The sequence below is a fragment of the Leptolyngbya sp. FACHB-711 genome (genome assembly GCF_014695615.1).
Taxonomy (GTDB): Bacteria; Cyanobacteriota; Cyanobacteriia; order Elainellales; family Elainellaceae; genus Leptolyngbya_A.
The window spans coordinates 1-21,535 of the sequence record NZ_JACJOR010000238.1 but is presented as its reverse complement, the minus strand read 5'-3'; the positions used below and the strand labels follow the sequence as shown (position 1 = coordinate 21,535).

Genomic DNA, 21,535 nt, shown 5'->3' with positions numbered 1-21,535 from the left:
GTCCCTGCCCCTGCCCTACTTCAGATAAAGGCAGCACTGCAACTGATTGAACGCCCTGTCCCACTAGCACCGCCGCCGCATTCGGTGTTGCCGGATAGTCGGTGTGATAAATACATTGATTTTGAGCAATTGCCTCGGCAAACAGCGCGGGCGTGGTCAGCCGATCGGGAAGCGCGTTGTCAGGCAGCGACACGAGTGCCTCCGCAGTCACATTATCAAGCTGACGCAGCACGATCGCCCCATCGGAGCAAGCAAAGGTTTTAAGCGTGGTGAGGGCAAAGGCAATTGTCTGCTCTGGACTGGCGGCGGTTTCTTGCTGGATCAGGCTTGCCAGGGTGATGCGGGTAGCCGTTTGCCATTCTCGCTTCAGCAAAGCGCGCCGCACAAAAGAACTCAGCAGCCCAGCGATTCCCACAGTCAGCAGTTGCCGGGTCATCATCTCATCCCAGCTTAGCAGCAGCAAAATTCCTTCCAGCGCGAGACTTGCCAGGACGATCGATCGCGTCGGAGGACGCAGCACAAACCCGGTAAAAATCACGGGAGCCAGCCACAGCACCGGAGCACAGCCGCTCAACACTTGCAGCCCCAGCAAAACCGTCGTCAAAGCCAGCAGCAAAGGTTCAAAGCTGGGCAGTCGCTCTGGATGGCAGTCTGGCATTGGAGGATGCTTGTGGCTCAGGAAACGGTTGCTCCATCGTTTTCCCATCAAGTAATCGCGCAGCAGAGTCAGGCGGCTAAACATTCTGAAATAGTTTGGGTCACGACCTCAGGCGCACTGATATGGGGAAAATGTCCCTGAGCATGGATGTTGATCAAGCGAGCGTGGGGAATATGTTGCGCCAAATATTCTCCGACCACTCGCGGCACAGCAATGTCATTGTTCGACTGTAGAATCGTAGTCGGCACTTTCAGCCGGGGCAATTCTGCCCGGTGGTCAGACTGAAAAATGACCCGCGCCACTGCCTGAGCAATATCAGGACGAATCGCAGACAGCGTATTGGCAAACTCGGTTGCCAGTTCAGGACGCTCGGGGTTGCCCATCGCGATCGGCGCAAAGCCACTGACCCAGGCATAGTAATTAGAAGACATTGCTTCGTACAGCGCATCCAGATCAGACTGCTCAAACCCGCCGATGTAGTGAGTGGCAGCATCATTCACATAGCGAGGCGATGCCCCAATAAAAAAGAGCTGGCTAAAGCGACTCGGATCAACCAGCGCAGCCAGCAAACTCACCATGCCGCTGACCGAGTGCCCCACAAGAATCACCTGCGATAGCTTTAACTCAGTACACAGCTCTAGCAGATCTTCCGCATAGCTATAAAGCGAACTATATCGGCGGGGGCTATAGGCAGCCATGTCCGAATTTCCTGCTCCCACATGGTCAAACAATACAATTCGGTAATCCGATTCAAATGCCGCAACTTGATGCCGCCACGCGGTCTGGTCTGAACCGAACCCATGAGCAAAAATGATGGTTTGCTTTCCCTGCCCCAGCATCTCAACATTATTTCGCTTCAATACACTGCTTAACATAACCATCGCCTGCACCAGATAAATTTCGTTGGCAGAGAGTAAAAGGACAAGCGAACGATCGCCACTGAAAAATTACCATTGATTTACAGCTGATTTACAGCGTTTCTCACCCAATAAAGGCACGAGGGTGCAGAGGCGATGCCACTTCTCGGTACTTAACTGGCATGAGAAGGGGGTATGAGGTTTTAAGAAGGGGTTTGAGGCGTATAAGGGGGTTCTAATTGCCCCCTAAATCTCCCATAAATGGAGGGCTTTAAGAGTAGGAGGCGGCTCGGTTCCCCCAAATCGTGGGGTTAGGGAGGGGGTTCCAGTCAGGAGCAGGACTTCTCAAACCTCTTCTATGTCAATCTTAGAAGGCAGCCCCGTGAATCAACCCAAACCAAACCAAACTTAATAGCACCCCCCGATCGCCCCATTCCTTTACCCTTTCATCTCCTCAGCCATCCCTTCTTCACCTACTCCACCCACACCTACTCCACCCACAACACTAACCCCTTCAGATACAGCCCCTCCGGGTGAAACAAATTCACTGGATGATCCGCAGGTTGCGTCAGATGGTGCAAAATTCGCACTGACCTGCCTGATTCGATCGCCGCTGCCAGAACTGCCCCCTGGAAATGATCGCGCTGCACGACTTGAGAACAGGAAAACGTCATCAGCACCCCGCCCGATCGCAGCCTGTTGAATGCTTGCAGATTGAGCCGCTTGTATGCCATTACTGCCTGATGTCGAGCAGACACGTTTTTGGCAAAAGCAGGCGGATCGAGCACAATCACGTCATACTGCCGATCGCAGGTTTTGAGAAAGACAAACACATCGTCGGTAAAGGCTTCGTGTGTGCCTTCGGGTGTGCCCGTTTGAAGCGGATTGAGGGCAACATTCTGTTTCGTGAGATCGATCGCCTTTGTGGAACTATCAACAGAATGCACGGTTGTGGCTCCGGCTTGCAGCGCGTAGACCGAGAATCCGCCCGAATAGCTAAAGGTGTTTAAGACCTGCTTCCCGGAAGCATAGCGGGTCAGCAGTTGGCGATGCTCGCGCTGGTCAAGGAAAAATCCAGTTTTTTGTCCGGTTTCCCAGTCCACCTGAAAGTGATGCCCGTATTCCCGCACCGGCTCGTCAGTTTTTTCGCCCAGCAGATATTCTGGCGTTGCGCCAAGCGATCGGGGCAGCACTGACGCACTTTTGTCATAAACGGCTCTCAGGCTTTCTCCATAAACCGCTTGCAGTCCAGCAAGAATACGCTGACGCTGCCCATACATCCCGATCGAGTATGCCTGGATCACCGCTGTGCCGTTGTACCAGTCCACAATCAGACCGGGTAGATTATCGCCTTCTGCATTAATTAATCGATAACAGTTAGTGGTTTCGCTCCCGGTTAAGCCGAGCTGCGAGCGAACCTGAACCGCCTGTTGAATGCGATTAGCAAACAGCTCATCCAGGTTAGTGACCGGATGAAAGGCAAGAATTTTAACGGCAATATTGCTGTCGTGATACAGCCCGGTTGCCAAATACTCGCCGCTGTCGCTGTACACTTCAACGATATCGCCGTCCTGTGCCTCGGCTTGCTTGATCGCCCCCGAAAAAATCCAGGGATGAAACCGCTTCACTGCGTCTTCCTTCGAGCGGCGCAAAATAACCCGCGAAAACTGAGGCATTGCCTGACCCTGCCTGTGAGCAACTTTTCCACTATAACGATCGAGCCAGAGGTCTGGGTCAAGATTCGGCTTACCAGCCTAGCGAACCTCTGCCTGTGGATCCCCCTGTTTCTGACCTGCTCGTATCAGCAGCCAGCCGATCGCGAACAGCACAACGCCAGAAGCTAAAAAGCCCAGATCCCACAGCAGCTCGTTCGGACCCGACCGCACATGGTGAATTTGCAGCAGATGGTGATCAATCACGCCTTCGACCAGGTTGAACAGTCCAAAGCCTGCCAGCATTGCCCCCAGCAGAACCCGCCCCGACCAGAAGCGATCGGCAGCACGTCCGGCACGCCACAGCAGATAAATCCCGGTTAGCGTCAGCCCATAATCGAGCAGGTGAAACAGCCCGTCGCCCAGCGTATTCAGCTCCAGTCCAGCAACAGTCATATCGGTTTCCACGCTGGAAAACATATGATGCCACTGCAAAAGCTGATGCAGAATAATGCCGTCAAAAAATCCGCCGATGCCCAAGCCCAGCACAACTCCGGCAATGATCAGGGGACGCGCCACCAAACGATCGATCGCCGCAGATTGCTGAACCGAGGAGGCGGAAGGAGGGTTAAGGGTCATGGCTACCTCATAAAATCCCTTGCTACAACCTGCCTTCGAGAATTGTGCCCTCTACGATCGCCTCATCCAGAATCGCATCCTTCAGGTTAGCGTCTTCTAGATTTGCGCCTTTCAGATTCGTTTTATCCAATTCGGCTTTCGTCAGGTTTGCCTGCTGCAGGTTGGCATAGTCTAGCTCTGCTCCCGTCAGGTCAGCTGCATACATTTCCGCTTCGCTCAAGTCTGCACCGGTCAGATCTGCGCCTTCCAGATTGGCACTGGTGAGGTCGGCTTGATCTAGAATCGCCCCTTCCAGATTCGCTCCGGTGAGCCGTGCCTCATCTAGCACTGCATCACTCAGATCCGCTTCTCGCAGGTCTGCTTCTCGTAGATCCGCTCCTTTTAGCGTGGCTCCGCTCAACACCGCTTGACTCAAGTTTGCGCCCCGCAGGTTTGCCCGATCGAGCATTGCGCCATGCAACACTGCACCGCTGAGGTTCACTCCTTCCAGACTTGCCTGACTCAGATCAGCAATGCTAAAGTCCCGTTCTCCTGCCTCGTATCGCCGCATCAGTTCTTCTGCATTCATTTCCGATCGCTCCGTATCCATCTCGCCAAGGTGTAATCAGGTGGAATCAGGTGTAATCACTGCGCTGGAATCACTGGCTGGAATCACTGCGCTGGAATTACTACGTTGGACGCATTGTGCTGGAATAATTAACCAGCCGTATTGTTACGCCGTATTGTTCAGCGTAATGAAACCCAGTTTGCAAAACGCCCCTCTAGAGGTACAGCTTGTCTTTATCCGTTTCTTCGCTCAAACCATTTCGTTTCGGCGGACTCAATCTAAATTTCAAGCTCCTGCTAAACCTCAAGCTCCTCAATCTCAAGATCGAGATACTGTTCAAATCGAAAAAACTGAAGCAGCTTTCCCAAGCCAGTTCCGTTATCAGTTGGCGTAATGGCTTCAACGCGCCGAACGGTCTCAGGAGTCAGGTATTTGAATATTTCATGCCTCAAAACTGGAATTGCTGCTTCTGGAAAGCCTTGCAGCTCTGGCTCGATACGCGCCAGCCGACTTTTTGCAAAATTCACCTGAAAGCGACAGCGACTTAATAAACGTTGCCGAATGTTTTGCGCCAAGGCTGGATTGGTTTCTTCGAGCTGATAGAGGGTGCCGTCTTGCAGGAGCGAAATCACGTCAGGATTTTCTTCCAAAAATAGCAGGCTGCCCTCCTGGTTATACACCTCGATGCCGTCCATTCCCAGCGCACCGATATCTGCCAGGGCAAGAATCCGAGTGACGATGGCCGGAGACTGCTGGGGGTCATAAAGCAACGGCTGATAAATCGCCTGCTCCTGAGAATCATAAGCGCAGATCGTGGCGTGGATTGCTTCTCGAATAATGGCAATATCGGTCTCGGTCAATCTGGCATGGCTGGAATTTTGCTGCTCTAGCTGCTGATTGGTCTGATGAATATAGGCGACAAGCTCCTCGATCGTGGCAATTTCGCTGACCCCGGGCGTTCGCCGCCGCGCCATGTGGCCTTGAGGATTGTGTTCAAAGAGCTGCACCATATCATGCGCCACCGCACACAGATTCAGCAATCGCCGCATTCGCTCCAGATCGATCGGTGTGGAATTGGCTGCGGCTTCCTGGGTTAAAGCCGGGTAAATTGCGTCAAAAATTTGGTGCGATCGTCGCTGAACGTTCCTGATGTGGGTTTCGGTATGGTAATAGAGCTTTTTTCGATCTGCTTCTTCAGCCAGCCGTTGCAGGGCAGCTTTTTCGATTTGAGCGATCGTTTCGGCAAAGGTTCGGGGAAGCTGAGACAGATCGTTCACAAATGGTAGGTTCAGCCGATCGTCTCCGTTCATAAAGCCTGCTTTACCCAGTGCAGATCGATTATCTACGGAAATCTCTTGGATTTCATACGTCTTGGGCAATAAGCGCAGCCGTTCACCCCGCTCAGCGCACGATTATTCCTGAAGTTTGCCAGCTTAAAAGGGGACATCGCCATCCGGGTCTGAATCCAGGGTTTCTAAAACAGGCTGTCCTCCAGGCAACGGTTCCTCCGGTAGGGCATTCACCGATTCGCCCTCGGTTTCATCATCCCAACACACAATTTGACCATTAAACATTTGAGCCAAACTTTTGGCAGCGCGAGTAACTTCATCTTCGGCAGTCCAGCTTGCAGCAGGTTCAACAAAATCACTGGCAGGCATCGCTGAAGCAGTAGGTAACGCCGTTTCAGAGGGGCGCACCGGCAGCCGAGACGGGTTAACTCCGTTGGGAGAACTGCTCTGAGTTGGCGGAACATTCGCTGATTCAAACGCCTTCGCAGGAGGAGATTCTTCTTTGACCTGGCGGGGAGCAGCAGGCGGAGCCGGAGGATACAGGGGGGTCGGCGGGGCAGGCATGGGGGCACTGGTCGCAGGCGTTATCTCGTTGCGCACCAGCACTTCCAGCGTCACTTTAATGGGCTGTGGATAGAGTTTTGCAAACGCAGCTTCGATGTTGGGCAGCCGATCTTTTGCCATCTTGAACAGATTTTGCGATCGTGCCCCAATCCGGGCTTCCTGTCCTGTGAAGTGAATGAGCTGGCACTGCTGCCGCAGCATGGTTTGCGTAGAAAAAGGCTGAACCAGACCCAGAACTTTTTCCCACAGTTCAGACCAGTCCTGCTGTGGCTCGATCGGGGGAGCAGGCGACCGATCAGGGGATTCTGGTTTGGGCGTTCCGTTGCTGGAGCCGATCGCCGTATGACCATTGCCGTTGCCATTACCATTGCCGTTGCCATTACCATTGCCGCTTGCTCCGGCTTGGGCTGCCGCAGGGTTACGGGTCGGAGTCGCGTTTTGCCGGGTTTCTTCGATCGCAGGTTGAGCAGGGCTGGCTTCAGGCGCAGGTTTTTGAACTGGCGGAGGCGCTCCTTCAGACGCAGGCTGAACAGGCGGAGCAACCGGACGAGGAGGCATCGTAATTTTGGGAACGGTCGTTGAACTTCCCAGATTGCCTGTAATATTGCCGATCGCCCCAGCGGGAAACCTGCTTTGCATTGCCGCAGGCAGTAGCCCGAGCAGCGTTACTTCCAACCACAGGCGTGGCTGCGTGGTGTTTTTCACCTGGGGTTCACAGGTGCGGAGATGCTGCTGTCCAGATAAAATCAGGCTCAGGTCGAGGGGCTGGACAAAGGCACACAGCTCTGCCCAAGTCTGCGGCGTGATTGCTACTAAGTCATGGCGATCGGGACTGGTTTTAGCAATCAGCATATCCCGATAAAAGCTGGTCAGATTTTGCAGCACCACCAGCGGTTCCCGACCCCGATCGAGCAATGCCCGCGACCGATCGAGCACTCCCACGCCATCATCTGCCGCCATTGCCTGCACCAGTGCCAGCAGCTCTCGTTCTGGAACCGCACCCACCAAATCCCAAACGCGATCGGCAGTAATTTCGCCTTCGAGCAAGCTCAACTGATCCAGCAAACTTTCAGCATCACGCAGCCCGCCCTGGGAAAGTTGCGCCACCAACTGAAGCGCTTCTGGGTTAATTTGAATCGATTCTTTAGCAGCGATCGATCTCAAATGGTTCACCATCGCGCCTAATTCAATCCGCCGAAAATCGAATCGCTGGCAGCGTGAAATAATCGTCGGTAAAACTCTTTGCGGATCGGTGGTGGCTAATACAAATACAACGCGATCGGGCGGTTCTTCTAAAGTCTTTAGTAAGGCGTTGAAGGATGCCGTCGACAACATGTGGCATTCGTCAATCACGTACACTTTGTAGCGACACTGAACCGGGGCAAACTGGGCGCGTTCGATTAACTCCCGAATGTTATCTACCCCTGTGTTGCTGGCGGCGTCAATCTCGATCACGTCCAGGGCAGAGCCGTTGGCGATCGATCGGCAAACTTCGCAGCGTCCGCAGGGTGTCTCAGTAGGCACATTGCTTTGCAGACAGTTGAGCGATTTTGCCAGAATCCTGGCACTCGATGTTTTTCCCGTTCCCCTGGCTCCGGTGAAGAGATAGGCAGGCGCGATTTTTTGCTGACGCAGGGCATAGGTCAATGTGGTGGCGATCGCCTCCTGTCCAACCAGTTCAGCAAAGGTTTGAGGACGATATTTATGATGAAGCGGCTCGTAGGGCAGGGGCGGGGTCGGGGTCGTCACCATGAGGGAGGGGGGTGAGGGAATGAGTGAATGGGTAGGGGAGGGACTGGGAGAGTCAAGATTTTAGCAAGTTTGGCTTGGGGTGAGCGGGAAATCTTGTGGTGAGATTCAGTCAACCAATGTTAAGGGAGTGCGTCAACTTCGGACGATCGCCCATTAAAAAAGAGATGATGGAAGTGAGCAAATGTTAGATCATTTATACTGCTGTCCATGACTTTAAAGTACGCCTATTTTCCGGGATGTGTGGCACAGGGCGCCTGTCGGGAACTTTACCAGTCCACTGGGGCACTGACCGAAGCCCTGGGAATCGAGCTGATCGAGCTTAAAAAAGCGTCCTGCTGTGGCTCTGGGACGTTTAAGGAAGACTCGCAGCTCATGGAGGACACCGTCAACGCCCGCAATATTGCCCTCGCCGAATCGCTCAACCTGCCCTTGCTCACTCATTGCAGTACCTGTCAGGGGGTGCTGGGTCACGTCGATGAGCGGCTGAAGGAGGCGAAGGAATCGGATACGGCTTATTTTGATAAGGTCAACGGTTTACTGAAAGACGAAGGCTGCTCTCCCTACAAAGGCACGTCTGAAGTGAAGCATCTGCTCTGGGCACTGGTGGGTGACTACGGGCTGGATGCCCTCTCGGAAAAAGTGACGCGCCAGCTCTCCGGCTTGAAGTGTGCGGCTTTCTACGGCTGCTACCTGCTGCGGGCACAAAAGCATTTGCCTTACGACGATCCCTACAATCCTCAGTCGATGGAGCGCGTGTTCGAGACGATCGGCGCAACGCCCATTTTCTATCGGGGCAGAACCCAGTGCTGTGGCTGGCCCCTTTCCAGCTATGCTCCGTCTCAGGCGTTTCAAATGGCAGGAAATCATATCCAGGACGCGATCGACTCTGGCGCAGACTGTATGGTGACGCCCTGTCCCTTGTGCCATCTAAACCTGGATTCGCGTCAGCCCGAAGTTGCGGATACGATCGGTCGCAAGCTCGGTTTGCCCGTGCTGCACTTGCCGCAGCTCATTGGCTTAGCGGTTGGCATCGAACCCAAGCGGCTCGGCTTAGAACGCCATGTGGTTTCGACTCGTCCGGTGCTGGAAAAGCTGGGGCTGTAATCACTGCCGGAAGTACAGATCCCATGACTTACTTCTGGAATTCAAAGTCCGCCATTTTTGGGGGATTTAGGGGGTAGTGTAGTCCCTCTCACACTCCCCAAATACCCTTTCAACAAACACCTCTAAGGAGTCGGTGGCACAACCAGCAGCACGGACTTGACCGATCGACCCACTGGGTTTCCTGCGTTATCCACAGAACCTAAGATCGTTTTGCCGTCATAGTACAGAGAAGACGATCCGCCTCCGTCCAGGTTCAATGCCTGTGTCACGCCCAGGGTTTTCATAAACTCCGCCAGTGCAGGCAGGGAAATGCCAGAGTTTGAGGGATTATTGGGCTGCTTTGCCACCATGACCAGCACCACGTCTCCCTGCTCGGTGAGTCCGATCGCCGATCGCGCATTGGGCTGACTGTAGCCGATCGCGTCTCGAATCACTGTCCCGTTTTCCACTGCCAGAAAGCCTTCTTGTTCCAGGGTGAGCGCGGGCAAAAGCTGCGGACCTGCCCCCAGCCCATCGATAAGCTGGCATCCAGCAGGGGTGGCTTCATTTTGCGGCGTGATTGCATAGCGCACTCCGTCCTCACACTGATAGCGGCGAAACTCCGATCGATTCAAAATCTTGTCCATATAGGGAGCCAGATTCGGGTTTTGCATCAGGCGATCGTTCAGTTTTGGATCGGCAACAAGCTGCCCCTGCTGCACTACATAGGAAGTGGAGAGCAAATTTTCCGGGTCAAAATATCCACCGTTGATTGCCCCAATCGCCCCACTAGACTTGACAAAGTTTTCGAGGGAATCTGCGCCCGACGCAACCCCCACTCGGACGATCGCTCCACTTCCGCTCGGAATCGTCAGCACATGAGCCGTTGCTTGGGGCAGCGTATAAGTTTCATAGCGAACTGTCTCTGCTGGATTAGGAGTAGGAGAAGCCATCTCACCAACAGATGGGTTGCCCGACGGATCGCCCGATGGATTAACGGAAAAAGCAGGCATTTGAGCAGTAGAGGCTGAGCGCGGGGGCGTTTGGGCCCGATGCGTTACCTGAAACAGCAGCACTTCCAGCCCCACAAGCAGTAGTCCAACAAGCCACCAACGTTTCACTGTTGCTCCTCAGGGATTTGAGTTGTCGAGTTTTTCTTCCCTGCCGTATTCTGCCTCAAATTTTTTCTTCAAGACAATCTTCTTAAAAGGAAGGGTGAAGGCAATTTCCAAGTCCTCAGTTAAAGTCCCCCCTTGAAGTCCCCAGTTATGGAGCATTGAGGGAGCATCTCAAAGACTTCTCAAATCGCTGCTTAGAGAACGCCCTGCCCAACTTAGATTGAGTCGATAAGATGCCTAACCCGACGAAAAATCGATCGTTTGAGACATGACGCGATAAATTACTCAGACAAGAAACAAAAATAAACCCAGACTATAGCAGCCTGGGTTTGATTTATTAAATGCCAGCGTATTTATACTGAGTTTCTCGCTGACGGCTTTATTTATCTATGTATTAATACTAGCCAGCAGCAGGGAGAAAGTCCATGACTTGTAATATCCCTTGATATTCTTTCGTACAATTATTTACAATTCCTCAGACAAGACATACGCAAGGCTGAGCTTTCATAAATTGATGCAAAGGTAATGATATAAACAAAGCGTTTGTTTGATAAGTGAGCACAGATTTTTGTGCTGTTCTGGGAACGAATCAGAGACGCTATTAAGGATAGGTTCTATGTCTCGTAAAATATCTCGGAAGACATAGCAGCTTGTAAGAATGCGTCAGCCCCCTTACTACGGTCTGCAACCTCAACTTCAGCACAAAACCTCTCCAATACAAAAAAACAGGTGAGCCTCGAAAGACCCACCCGTAGACAGCGTCAAGTATTTACCTCAAGCGTTTCCAGAAAACCCTGTTTCCCGATGCCTGCAAAAGTTTTGCTACGGCTGAGCAGCAGTTTGCTGAGGGTTAACACAGTTGAGCATTCGCAGGGTTGCCGCCGCCGCATAGTTTCGCTGAGCTGCGCTATTGGGCGAGAAGGCAGTGCCGCGCTCATTCACTGGAGAAGCTACATTACACACTGAGGACATCTGGCTGATCAGTCCGTTTGCCCAGTGACCGTTGGTATCGGAGAAGGCAGTCGCGGGACGGTTGCCCTGAAGCTGAGGCTGCTGACCTTGAAGCGACTTAGCATATTCACCTGCCCGACGCAGAACTGCCATTAGCTCTGCACGAGTCACAGGCTGAGCCGGTCGGAATGTGCCGTCTTCGTAGCCGCTGATCAGGTTGTTTTGCTTCGCAAACTGAATCCGGGCTGCGCTCCAGCGCGACGCTTCCACATCGGAATAAGGGTTGCCGCCTGCCTGAGCCGGAACGTTCAGATTCACGTTAGGTAGGCTATCGATCGCCCCCAACACCATTGAAACCAACTGCTCACGAGTCAACTCCGCCTGCGGGCGGAAGGTGCTGTCTTCAAAGCCAGAGATAAAGCCGACCTGAACGGCGCGATCGATCTCTGCCAGATAAATGTCGCCCACGGTATCGCGGAAGCGAGAAGTCGGTTGACCCGTGCCCGGATTCGGAGGCGTGACCACCGGAGCCGCTCCTGTACCGCCGCCAACTGCCCCGATCGTCGGCACGGCTGCACCTTCATAAGTAAGATAAACGTGGCCCAGCACGCTTTCGCCATACATCCGCTTGGTGAACCGCCAGCCCGAATTCAGGTTGATTTTGGCAAAGTTATTGGTGACGCCGTCAGTTTGCCCCAGCAGCAGCATTGGCTTAGAACGATCGCGCGACGCACCAACCAGCAGCATATCGTTATCTTTTTTCACGACGCGCAGGCTGTACTGCAAGCCCAGGTCTTCGCCATTCACTCGAATCGAGTAGCCGTTGCTGTCGGTGCTGCGTCCGCAAATTCCTGTGAAGTCAAACTGAACCAGCAGCGGATCAACGACCACCGGAGCTGCTCCCGATTCGCTCCAGCAAGGACGCGCACTAGAAACCTGTTCCAGTACCAAAAGCTGGTGGTTACTGCCGCCCTGAAGCGGAGCTGCAACCGCAACAAACTTACTTTGATCCACTTCTTTTTGCCCAAACTGTCCGGCGATCGAAGGAATGGCGGTTAATGCACTTGCAACAGCAGTGGTGGTGACAGCGGCAACGGCAGCAAGGCGACGAAAAGTAGACTTCATAGGAACACCTCGAAGACGAATGAATGAAAGACCGATGATGACAATTGCGATAGCAAAAAGGATTGGAATAAAAGGACCGTCTGGAACTAAAAAAATTGCAGTTTGAATCAGCCCTTTTCTACATTCTTCCGATTTCAACAAACTAGCTAAGGAATCAAAAGACGATCGCTTTAGCGGTAAATTCAGCTCACAAAATCAAAGACGGAAATCAAATCAAAAGTTCCCTAATTCTGTATCGAAAATGAGATGAACTATAGCCTGGAGGGAAATCTGAATTTCTGTTAAATCAGTCGAAGACGCAGAAAGATTTGGTTTGTTTCCTAATGCTTTTGCGATCGAATGATGGATCAGTAACTCATTGAGAAGAAATCAAGCTGATGATGGAGATTAGCAGAAAATTTAACCGCGTTCGTCCTCATCCGCTTGCCTTGACCTTCTTGCGATCGAAAATGTTCCAAAGGAATTGATTGTGAACTGGATTGTGAACTGGATTCTGAACCGAATCTGAACCGAACCGTCTTCTTGATTCCCCAATCTCGATCGCCTCTAAAAATCAGTGGCAGGATAGAGAAGGGACATGACTTGATCAAGACGCGATAAGACACTGTGACTGATCCTCAGACCTCCTATCATTCCACCGGGAACACTTCAGCCGGGAATCCTTCAGCCGCTAAAGCAAAAGACGAAGCGGGTTCGTATCGTGCGCCCACAGAAGCGTTGCAGGGCGTGGTGGAGCGGCTGACCTTTCACTCCGAGGAGACGGGCTATACCGTGGCGCGAATGAAGGTTCCCCGCACCAGTGAGCTGATTACGATCGTCGGCAGCTTTGCCAATATTCAGGCGGGGCAGACGCTTCAGCTTCAAGGCATTTGGCGCGATCATCCGAAGTTCGGGCAGCAGTTTCAGGTGATGCAGTATCGAGAAACCAAGCCTGCAACGCTAACGGGAATCGAGAAGTATTTGGGAAGTGGGCTGATCAAGGGCGTTGGACCCGTGACGGCAAAGCGGATCGTGGCTCACTTTGGCTTGGAGACGCTGGAAATTATCGAACATCAGATCGATCGCTTGGTGGAAGTGCCGGGAATTGCACTGAAGCGGGTCAAACTCATCCAGGCAGCCTGGGTCGAGCAAAAGTCGATTAAAGAAGTGATGCTGTTCCTGCAGGGGCACGGCGTTTCGACGACCTACGCAGTGAAGATCTTTAAGCAGTACGGCGATCGATCGATCGAGGTGGTGACAGAAAACCCCTATCAGCTTGCCAGCGACATTTACGGTATTGGCTTTGTCACGGCAGACACGATCGCCCGCAATCTGGGCATTCCTCCAGGTTCCACGTATCGCTATCGCAGTGGCATTTTGCACGTTTTGCGGGAAGCGGCGGACGAGGGTCACTGTTTTTTGCCGCAGGATGAATTGGTCGATCGCACGGTAAAGCGATTGGCAATTGCTGACCACCAGCCTGTTCCCGAAGAAATCGCGCCCCTGGTCGCGCAGTTGGCACAGGACGGCGAACTGGTGATTCAAGACAGTTTAGACCGGGGGTATTTGTGCTATTTGCCCACCTTTTACGGCGCTGAGTTTGGCTTAGCGGAGCGATCGCGGCGACTGCTGATCGAGCCGGTTCAGGTAGACCTGCCGCGTGTGCAGCGTTGGATCGATCGCTTTACCGAAAAAAACGGGCTTCAGCTCTCAGAGCAGCAGCGTCAGGCAGTCGAGATGGCAGCCCAGCAGCGCGTTCTGATTCTCACAGGCGGACCCGGAACCGGAAAGACCTTTTGCACGCGCACGATCGTCGCCCTCTGGAAAGCAATGGGAAAATCGATCGCCTTAGCATCTCCCACCGGACGCGCCGCCCAACGCCTGAGCGAAATGACCGGACAGGAAGCCAAAACGATTCACCGTTTGCTGGAGTTTGACCCATCAACAATGGGCTTCAAGCGCGATCGCGATAACCCGATTCCGGCAGAGGCGATCGTGGTGGATGAAGCGTCGATGCTCGATATCTTTCTGGCGAATTCGCTGATGAAGGCGATCGACCCAGAGGCGCAGGTGTTGCTGGTGGGCGATATTGATCAGTTGCCCAGCGTGGGTGCAGGCAATGTGCTGTCCGATCTGATTCATTCTGGCGAAATTCCCGTAGTGCGACTGACTCAGGTGTTCCGGCAGGCGCAAACCAGCCAGATTGTGATGAACGCCCACCGCATCAACCAGGGACAGATGCCGCAAGTCGAGCGAGTTTCCAATCAGCCGCGATCGGACTGTCTTTCGCTCAACGCACCTGAACCGCCAGACGGGGTGCAGGCAATCCGCGATTTGATTACCCACCTGATTCCCCCGCTTGGCTTTGAGCCCAAAGAGGTGCAGATCCTTAGCCCGATGACTCGCGGCGAAGTGGGAACTCGCAACCTGAATCAGGTCTTGCAGCAGCTCATCAACCCGCCCGGACTCGGCAAAGCAGAACTCACGCGCGGCGGCACAACGCTTCGAGTCGGCGATCGCATTATTCAGCAGGTCAACGACTACAACCGGGAAGTGTTTAACGGGGACTTGGGCGTGATTGAGGCGATCGATACCGATCAGCAGGAAGTGACGGTTTTGTTTGGCGATCGGCTCGTCAGCTATGATTACGCAGATTTGAATGAAATTGCTCTCGCCTTTGCCATCAGTATCCACAAATCTCAGGGCAGCGAATATCCGGTCGTGATCCTGCCCGTGTATATGCAGCACTATCTCTTGCTGTCGCGCAACTTGATCTACACCGGACTCACCCGCGCTCGGAAACTGGCGATCTTTGTTGGACCTCAAAAGGCGATCGGCTATGCGGTGCGGCAAGTAAAAGATCGAGAACGATATACGCTGCTGACGGAACGATTGCAGACGTAGGTGGGGAAGTGGGAAAATGAGGGGAAATTTGAGCAAGATTACGTTTTGGGTGGAGGCGGCTTTGCCGAAGCTTGAATAGAGCAGAATCTTGACAGAATCTATCGCGCTAGAGAAGATTTATTGCAATGGTTGCAACTGTTCCATCAAAATCGAAACCCTTGAACCGACGGATTTTTCTGACGCTCTGGCTTGCCGGAATTCTGGGCTCGATCGCTCTAATTCCCTATGCACTGACCCTTCAATCTGCTAATTTGGCAACGATTCAACTTCCGTTTTCGCTGCCTGTTGTCGTTGCGCTACAAATCGGACAATCCGCGATCGTGCTGGCAATTACGATCGCCGCAGGCTTATTCTTTGCCAATCGCATAGGGCTAGGGACACCCATCTTACGCGCTCTGCTTCAAGGAGAATCAGAAAGAGAGTCAGTGAGTGAGCGGGTCAAAGCGTTTGTGCTTCCGGCGATCGGTTGGGGCATTGTGGCATCGCTGGCGGTGTTGGGACTTGATGCGTTTGTGTTTGCGCCTGCTTTAGCTCAGCAATTGGGGCAGGCAAGCAGTCCTGTTGCAGCGGCGATTCAGCCTCCTGTATGGCAAGGGTTTCTTGCATCGTTCTACGGCGGCATTAACGAAGAAATTTATCTGCGGCTGTTTGTTCTTTCGTTGATTGCGTTCATTGGCAAGTTTATTGCTCATCGTGCCAATGGTCATCCGACGCGATCGATTTTGTGGATTGCGACGATCAGTGCAGCCATTCTGTTTGGCTTAGGACACCTGCCCGCAACCGCCGCGATTTTGCCGCTTACGCCGCTAGTGATTACACGAGCCATCTTGCTGAATGGATTAGCCGGGATTGGGTTTGGCTATCTCTACTTCACGTTTGGATTAGAGGCGGCGATGCTGTCTCACTTTGTTGCAGATATCGTTCTACACGGAATTGCGCCTCTGTTCCTGTAGAAATCGGCTTTACGCCATGGGCAATCTTCTCAGCTGGCTTGTGGAATGGTCGTCTTGCCCAAATTGGGCAGGCAAGATACCGAGCCCACACGCAATCTGTCGTCTGAGCTGTTAAATTGCAAACCGCTTTCACAAACCACCCTTTCAGCAGAGTTTATGGATCGTTGAGCGGCCAGGAATTGATATCATGCAGACGATCGCTATCTTGATTAAGCAGTGTTCAGTAAAATGATGAGAACAAACTGGCGAGGATATCGAATTGCAGCGTGGCTTGGAGAGCTTGTGCTGTTCATTGCAATTATTGCGGCGATCGCTCAGGGGCAGTGGAACAATGCGATCGCGCTGGCAGGATTCTGGATTGCGGCTCTGGTGTTTATTCTCACCGATGATAAGCTGCCGACCCTGTTTGATTTCCTGTTTGTGATTGCTGCCCTGTTGAATGCAGGCGGTTGGGTGTGGCGATTGTTTTATCAGCCTGGACCCTATGATGAAATTACCCATGCCTTCACTACCTTTGCGATTACGCTGGCACTGGGGTTTTTGGTGTATCGATCGATGCTGTCCGTGTTTCGCCAACATCCCTGGCTTTATGTGTTGACCGTTGCCAGTTTTGGAATTGCGATCGGTGCGATCTGGGAAATTATGGAATGGTCAGCCGGATTTATTTTTAATACTGAAGTGATTGGCGACGTGAACGATACGGTCACAGATTTAATTATGGATAGTTTAGGCGCAGGGTTTGCAGCAATGATTAGTCTTTGGGCACTGCGAGAACGCATCAGCCGACGATCGGTAAAGAGTTAGGCATCGGTTAGAAAAGGGAACCCCTGTAGGGCGGAGCGATGCTGATTCAAGCTATCCATTCAACCTGCGATGTTAGAGCTGAGATAAAAACGGGAAGAATTTGGCGATCGGGTCATTCCCTTCCACACCCTGCTGCTGTGCCCAAAACTCGCTGAGAAGGTGAATTTGCCGCAAGCCAACCACCAGATTCAGTCCGGGAATTGCAATCCACCAGACGGCGAGCGGTTTCTTCATGCCTGCATCCTGATAAATCCGGTTCACGGTGTGGTAGAGGCGAAACTGCACAATATAGATCCACGCAATGCCCAGCAGCGAAAACCAGCCAAACTCGCCCGACACATTGGGGTCAAACATTCGCAAGAGTTGAGGCACTGCCATCCCCAGCACAAACGGCAGCAAGCAAAGCGTTCCCGACCAGCCCGTGCCGTGGTAGCGACGCAGTTCTTCCTGAATAATCCACTTATAGGTAATAAAGCGTGTCGAACGTTTCCGTAAACGTTTGTTGGCAGGTTGGGCATTTGAAGCGTTGGGCACCCTTACGAGTCCGACCGTGTTGATAGATTTTGCTATGGTCGCAGAAGGGACAGCGTATAGCAGACACACTATCACGGCATTGCTTTTATTCTATCTATCCACACTTGTTTAGCGCACAACCCAGATTTGGGTACCTAAATCTGACAGTTTCTTCCCAATTCCTCGTCAATTGCTCTGGGATGCGAAGTCTTATGTCTCAGTTTCAGTAATCCAGTAGATCTCATTTCCGACCTTTGACCCACTCTAATTTACAGTCTCCTTGGAATGCCCTCACCACCTATCTCACACTTGTTTAAGGCATACCAACGTATAGCCTTCTCACCCTATTATCTTCAGGGCATAACTCTGTATTAAGGATTAACAAGTAAAGTATTATTGCTCCCACTACAGCTCCAAGGTATGCCATCTATCGTAGGAATAGAAATGACCGCTCTGCAACTGATTTCATTGCGTCTAAAGGCTAATCAAACTACCTTTGCTGCGTTGGGTACAGATAAAACTCGAGCACTAATCATCTACTCATATCATCAGTACAAAGAAGAAGATGAGTACTACGATCGCTGGCTACCACTTGCTCGAAGTTCTATATGAAGGAGACACTAACCGCGTTTACCGAGCTAAGACAGTGTCTAAGAGCGATCTAGAACCTACCTCTGTCATTATAAAAACACTGAGAGCTGAGTATCCAACAGTTGAGCAATTGACTCGATTAAGACATGAATACCAGATTCTGCAAGACCTAGAACCTGAAGGAATTGTTAAGCCTTTAGCGTTAGAAAATAATGGTAACGGGCTAGCCCTGATTCTGGCTGATTTTGATGGTGAGTCGTTAGCTAGAGCGATCGCCACACGACAACTCAACTTAGATATTTCTTTACAGATTATAATTCACTTATCCTCAGTTCTGGCACAGATTCATCAGCAACACATTATTCACAAAGATATTAAAGCTGACAATATTCTGGTTAACACAACAACAGGTGCAGTTAGGCTGATTGATTTTGGTATTGCTACACATTTAACAAGAGAAAAATCAACGATTAACCACGTCAACGTTCTCGAAGGAACGCTCTCCTATATGTCTCCAGAACAGACTGGGAGAATGAACCGATCGATCGACTACCGCACCGATTTTTATTCTCTAGGCGTTACTTTCTATGAAATGCTGACTGGACAGTTGCCGTTTCCAGCAACCGATGCCTTAGAGATCATTCACTGCCACATTGCTAAAACGCCAGTCCCGCCTTATCTTGTCAATTCGGACATTCCAGAGGCAGTGTCCGATATTGTCATGAAGTTACTCGCCAAAACAGCAGAAGACCGTTATCAAAGTGCACTCGGGCTGAAGGCTGACTTAGAGATTTGTCTAAAGATGCTGGAAGCCTCTGGTGCGATTTCCCACTTCAAGGTGGGAGAGTTTGATTTATTTAGCCAATTTTCAATTCCAGAAAAGCTGTATGGGCGCGATCGGGAAGTGAGTTTGTTAATGAGCACTTTCGATCGCGTTAGTACTGGCAAAGCGGAAGCCATACTGGTTAAGGGTTACTCTGGCATTGGTAAATCATCGTTGGTGAACGAAATCCGCAGACCGATCGTTGGTGCGAGAGGATACTTCATCTCCGGTAAATTTGACCAATTTCAACGCAATGTTCCTTACTCTGCGATTATTACTGCCTTTCAGTTATTAGTGAAACAACTGCTGACTGAAAGCGAAACCCAACTGGCGCAATGGCGAACTAAACTTTTAGATGTTCTGGGTAACAATGCGCAAGTCATTATTGATGTTGTTCCAGACGTGGAATTGATTGTGGGCAAGCAACCCGCTGCTGTAGAGCTGGCACCAACGGAAGCACAAAACCGATTTAATCTTGTTTTTCAAAACTTTATCCGTGTTTTCTGCTCACCAGAGCACCCGTTAGTTCTGTTTCTGGACGATTTGCAATGGGCTGATTCTGCCACGCTTAAACTGCTTGCTGTGATTCTAGACGATGCAGAAACAGGCTATTTGTTTTTAATTGGAGCGTACCGAGATAATGAAGTCAGTCCAAGTCATCCCTTGATGATGGCGCTTGATTTACTACGCTCTAAAGCCGTTGTCATTCATGAAATTACCTTAGCTCCTTTAGCCCTCGCAGATATTAGCCATCTCATTGCTGACACGCTGCACAGTAATGTAAGTTCTGTTCAACCGTTGGCCGAATTAGTCATCCGCAAGACATCTGGCAACCCCTTCTTTGTCAACCAATTTCTCCAGACGCTATATCAAGAAAGCCTGTTAACTTTCACAACTCCATTGAATGCAGATAAACCTTGCTGGCAATGGAATATTACCCAAATTGAGGCACTTGATATTACTGATAATGTTATTGAGTTGATGATTCAGAAGTTGCGAAAATTACCTGAATCTACTCAGCAGGTGTTGCAGTTGGCGGCTTGTATGGGTAATACGTTTGACTTGCAGACGCTTTCAATTATTTATAAGCGATCGCCAGTTGACACCCATCAAGATCTTTTGCCAGCTATTGAAGAAGGCTTAGTATTACCAACCTCTGAATTAACGCTTGCATCTGAAGACCTGATTGATACACATCTAGTAAGTCTGGAATTTAGATTTCTCCACGATCGGGTGCAACAAGCCGCGTATGCACTGATTGATCAAAGTTTTAAGCAAGCGACTCACTTGCAAATTGGGCGTTTGCTTTGGCAAAACACGTCATCAGAGACGTTATCAGAAAAGATATTTGAGATTGTTGATCACCTCAACTTAGGAATTGAGCTAGTTACCGATCCAGTAGAACGAGACAGAATTTCTCAGCTTAATTTGATAGCAGGACAGAAAGCAAAGATAGCAATGGCTTATGTTGCAGCTGTTGAATATTTGCAAGCAGGGATTGAATTGTTAGTTGAAGATAGCTGGACTGATCAGTACGAATTAGCATTAGCACTGCACACTGAAGCAGCAGAGTCGGCATATTTAAGCAGTGATTTTGAAGCAGTACAGCGATTCGTTGACATTGTGCAAAACTGCGCTAAAACTTTATTGGAAAAAGTGAAAGTATATGAGATTCAGATTCAAGCTCATGTATTGCAGAACAAACTGCTAGAAGCAATTAATACGGCACTACAAGCCTTAAAGCTGTTGGGAGTGAATTTTCCCGAAAACCCAGTTCCATTTGATATTGGACAAGCACTCTCCGAAACTGCGGTGATTTTGAATGGGAGACGAATTGAGGATTTAGTCGATCTGCCTCAAATGAGTGATCCCTGCAAACTAGCAGCCATTAAACTTTTAGCAAGTATCTTTGCTCCCGCCTATATTGCTGCTCCTGCACTGTTACCATTGGCGGTGTGCAAACAAGTCGATCTATCAGTCCAACACGGTAATGCTCCCGTTTCTCCTACTGCTTATGCCAATTATGGTCTTCTACTTTGCGGAATTGTGGGAGATATTGACTCGGGCTATCAGTTTGGTCAATTAGCTTTAGATCTGCTGTCAAGATTAAATACTCAAGAAATTAAAGCTAAAACGATCGTTATTGTCAATATCTTTATCCGACCCTGGAAAGAACATCTGAGAAAAACGTTAGAGCCTTTGATGTCGGCTTATTCTATTGGGATGGAGACAGGAGATTTGGAATTTGGTGCTTTTGGTCTATTAGTAAACTCCTATTTTGCTTACTACAGCAGCAAAGAATTGACTGCCCTTGCAAGAGAGATGTCAATCAATAGAGATGCAATTGATAAAATCAAGCAAAAAACAGCACTCAATTATCACGAAATCTATTGGCAGGCTACCTTAAACCTGCTGGGGCAAAGTGAAAATCCTTGCCGTCTCCAAGGTCAAGCCTACGATGAACAAATAGGGCTACCACTACACGAGCAAGCAAACGATAGAGCAGCAATTGCTTACACCTATTTGAATAAACTTTTACTTTGTTATTTATTTGAAAATTACTCAGAAGCGATCGAAAATGCCGTAATCGAAGAAGACTATTTAGACGCAGTTATCGCAACACCCCATATTTCTCTCTTCCATTTCTATGATTCTTTAATTAAGCTGGCAGTATATTCTGATGCCCTCCAGTCCGAACAGCAAGAAATTCTTGGCAGAGTAAAAGCTAATCAA

The 21,535-nt window shown here is 50.8% G+C and carries 14 protein-coding genes and 1 pseudogene; 5 read left to right on the top strand and 10 right to left on the bottom strand.

Annotation, left to right across the window (positions count from 1 at the left end; genetic code table 11):
• The 7 genes from H6F80_RS09075 to H6F80_RS09045 all read right to left on the bottom strand — a co-directional run.
• On the bottom strand, positions 1-742 hold a 742-nt coding region (locus H6F80_RS09075), incomplete at its 3' end, for a GAF domain-containing protein (protein ID WP_190791245.1).
• The gene (locus tag H6F80_RS09070) at positions 727-1,539 is read right to left on the bottom strand and encodes an alpha/beta fold hydrolase (protein ID WP_242067248.1); all 813 of its coding nucleotides are present in this window, start codon (positions 1,537-1,539) and stop codon (positions 727-729) included. The genes H6F80_RS09075 and H6F80_RS09070, both read right to left, overlap by 16 nt.
• Before the next feature lie 464 nt (positions 1,540-2,003).
• A complete protein-coding gene (locus tag H6F80_RS09065) occupies positions 2,004-3,191 on the bottom strand; it encodes a class I SAM-dependent rRNA methyltransferase (protein WP_190791244.1) in 1,188 nt (395 codons plus the stop codon).
• Between the two features lie 78 nt (positions 3,192-3,269).
• Complete coding sequence (locus tag H6F80_RS09060; protein WP_190791243.1) at positions 3,270-3,806, bottom strand: DUF2243 domain-containing protein; 537 nt, start codon at positions 3,804-3,806, stop codon at positions 3,270-3,272.
• Between the two features lie 22 nt (positions 3,807-3,828).
• Positions 3,829-4,395 carry a pentapeptide repeat-containing protein gene (locus H6F80_RS09055; RefSeq protein ID WP_242067247.1) on the bottom strand — a complete coding sequence of 189 codons (567 nt, stop codon included), beginning with the start codon at positions 4,393-4,395 and terminating at the stop codon, positions 3,829-3,831.
• A 254-nt stretch (positions 4,396-4,649) separates the two neighbouring features.
• Positions 4,650-5,732 (bottom strand): hypothetical protein, encoded by a 1,083-nt coding sequence (locus H6F80_RS09050; RefSeq protein ID WP_199296458.1) that lies wholly within the window; start codon positions 5,730-5,732, stop codon positions 4,650-4,652.
• A 54-nt stretch (positions 5,733-5,786) separates the two neighbouring features.
• Positions 5,787-7,958 carry a DNA polymerase III subunit gamma/tau gene (locus tag H6F80_RS09045; RefSeq protein ID WP_242067246.1) on the bottom strand — a complete coding sequence of 724 codons (2,172 nt, stop codon included), beginning with the start codon at positions 7,956-7,958 and terminating at the stop codon, positions 5,787-5,789.
• Positions 7,959-8,165: 207 nt separating this feature from the next.
• On the opposite strand from H6F80_RS09045, the gene H6F80_RS09040 reads away from it, so the two are divergent.
• Positions 8,166-9,062 carry a CoB--CoM heterodisulfide reductase iron-sulfur subunit B family protein gene (locus H6F80_RS09040; RefSeq protein WP_199296457.1) on the top strand — a complete coding sequence of 299 codons (897 nt, stop codon included), beginning with the start codon at positions 8,166-8,168 and terminating at the stop codon, positions 9,060-9,062.
• Positions 9,063-9,184: 122 nt separating this feature from the next.
• Here H6F80_RS09040 and H6F80_RS09035 read toward each other — a convergent pair whose 3' ends face one another.
• Together H6F80_RS09035 and H6F80_RS09025 are read right to left on the bottom strand one after the other, a co-directional pair.
• Positions 9,185-10,162, bottom strand: coding sequence for a phosphodiester glycosidase family protein (locus tag H6F80_RS09035; RefSeq protein ID WP_347277848.1), 978 nt, complete (start codon positions 10,160-10,162; stop codon positions 9,185-9,187).
• Positions 10,163-10,981: 819 nt separating this feature from the next.
• On the bottom strand, positions 10,982-12,235 hold the full coding sequence (locus H6F80_RS09025) for a DUF3747 domain-containing protein (RefSeq protein ID WP_190791241.1): 1,254 nt from the start codon (positions 12,233-12,235) through the stop codon (positions 10,982-10,984).
• Positions 12,236-12,841: 606 nt separating this feature from the next.
• Here H6F80_RS09025 and recD2 point away from each other — a divergent pair.
• From recD2 to H6F80_RS09010, 3 genes are all read left to right on the top strand, one after another.
• Complete coding sequence (recD2, locus tag H6F80_RS09020; protein ID WP_518523545.1) at positions 12,842-15,118, top strand: SF1B family DNA helicase RecD2; 2,277 nt, start codon at positions 12,842-12,844, stop codon at positions 15,116-15,118.
• A 158-nt stretch (positions 15,119-15,276) separates the two neighbouring features.
• Positions 15,277-16,071, top strand: coding sequence for a CPBP family glutamic-type intramembrane protease (locus tag H6F80_RS09015; RefSeq protein ID WP_206755055.1), 795 nt, complete (start codon positions 15,277-15,279; stop codon positions 16,069-16,071).
• Between the two features lie 231 nt (positions 16,072-16,302).
• A complete protein-coding gene (locus tag H6F80_RS09010; protein WP_199296456.1) occupies positions 16,303-16,875 on the top strand; it encodes a DUF2238 domain-containing protein in 573 nt (190 codons plus the stop codon).
• Positions 16,876-17,341: 466 nt separating this feature from the next.
• On the opposite strand, the pseudogene H6F80_RS09000 reads toward H6F80_RS09010, so the two are convergent.
• A pseudogene (locus H6F80_RS09000) lies at positions 17,342-17,476 on the bottom strand (transposase); the annotation flags it as partial.
• A gap of 477 nt (positions 17,477-17,953) precedes the next feature.
• Here H6F80_RS09000 and H6F80_RS08995 point away from each other — a divergent pair.
• On the top strand, positions 17,954-21,535 hold a 3,582-nt coding region (locus tag H6F80_RS08995), incomplete at its 3' end, for an ATP-binding protein (RefSeq protein WP_190791237.1).

Coding starts and splice junctions, on each gene's coding strand:
- H6F80_RS09070 (WP_242067248.1), bottom strand. CDS start 1,539: ATGGTTATGTTAAGCAGTGTATTGAAGCGAAATAATGTTGAGATGCTG.
- H6F80_RS09065 (WP_190791244.1), bottom strand. CDS start 3,191: ATGCCTCAGTTTTCGCGGGTTATTTTGCGCCGCTCGAAGGAAGACGCA.
- H6F80_RS09060 (WP_190791243.1), bottom strand. CDS start 3,806: ATGACCCTTAACCCTCCTTCCGCCTCCTCGGTTCAGCAATCTGCGGCG.
- H6F80_RS09055 (WP_242067247.1), bottom strand. CDS start 4,395: ATGGATACGGAGCGATCGGAAATGAATGCAGAAGAACTGATGCGGCGA.
- H6F80_RS09045 (WP_242067246.1), bottom strand. CDS start 7,958: ATGGTGACGACCCCGACCCCGCCCCTGCCCTACGAGCCGCTTCATCAT.
- H6F80_RS09040 (WP_199296457.1), top strand. CDS start 8,166: ATGACTTTAAAGTACGCCTATTTTCCGGGATGTGTGGCACAGGGCGCC.
- H6F80_RS09025 (WP_190791241.1), bottom strand. CDS start 12,235: ATGAAGTCTACTTTTCGTCGCCTTGCTGCCGTTGCCGCTGTCACCACC.
- H6F80_RS09010 (WP_199296456.1), top strand. CDS start 16,303: ATGAGAACAAACTGGCGAGGATATCGAATTGCAGCGTGGCTTGGAGAG.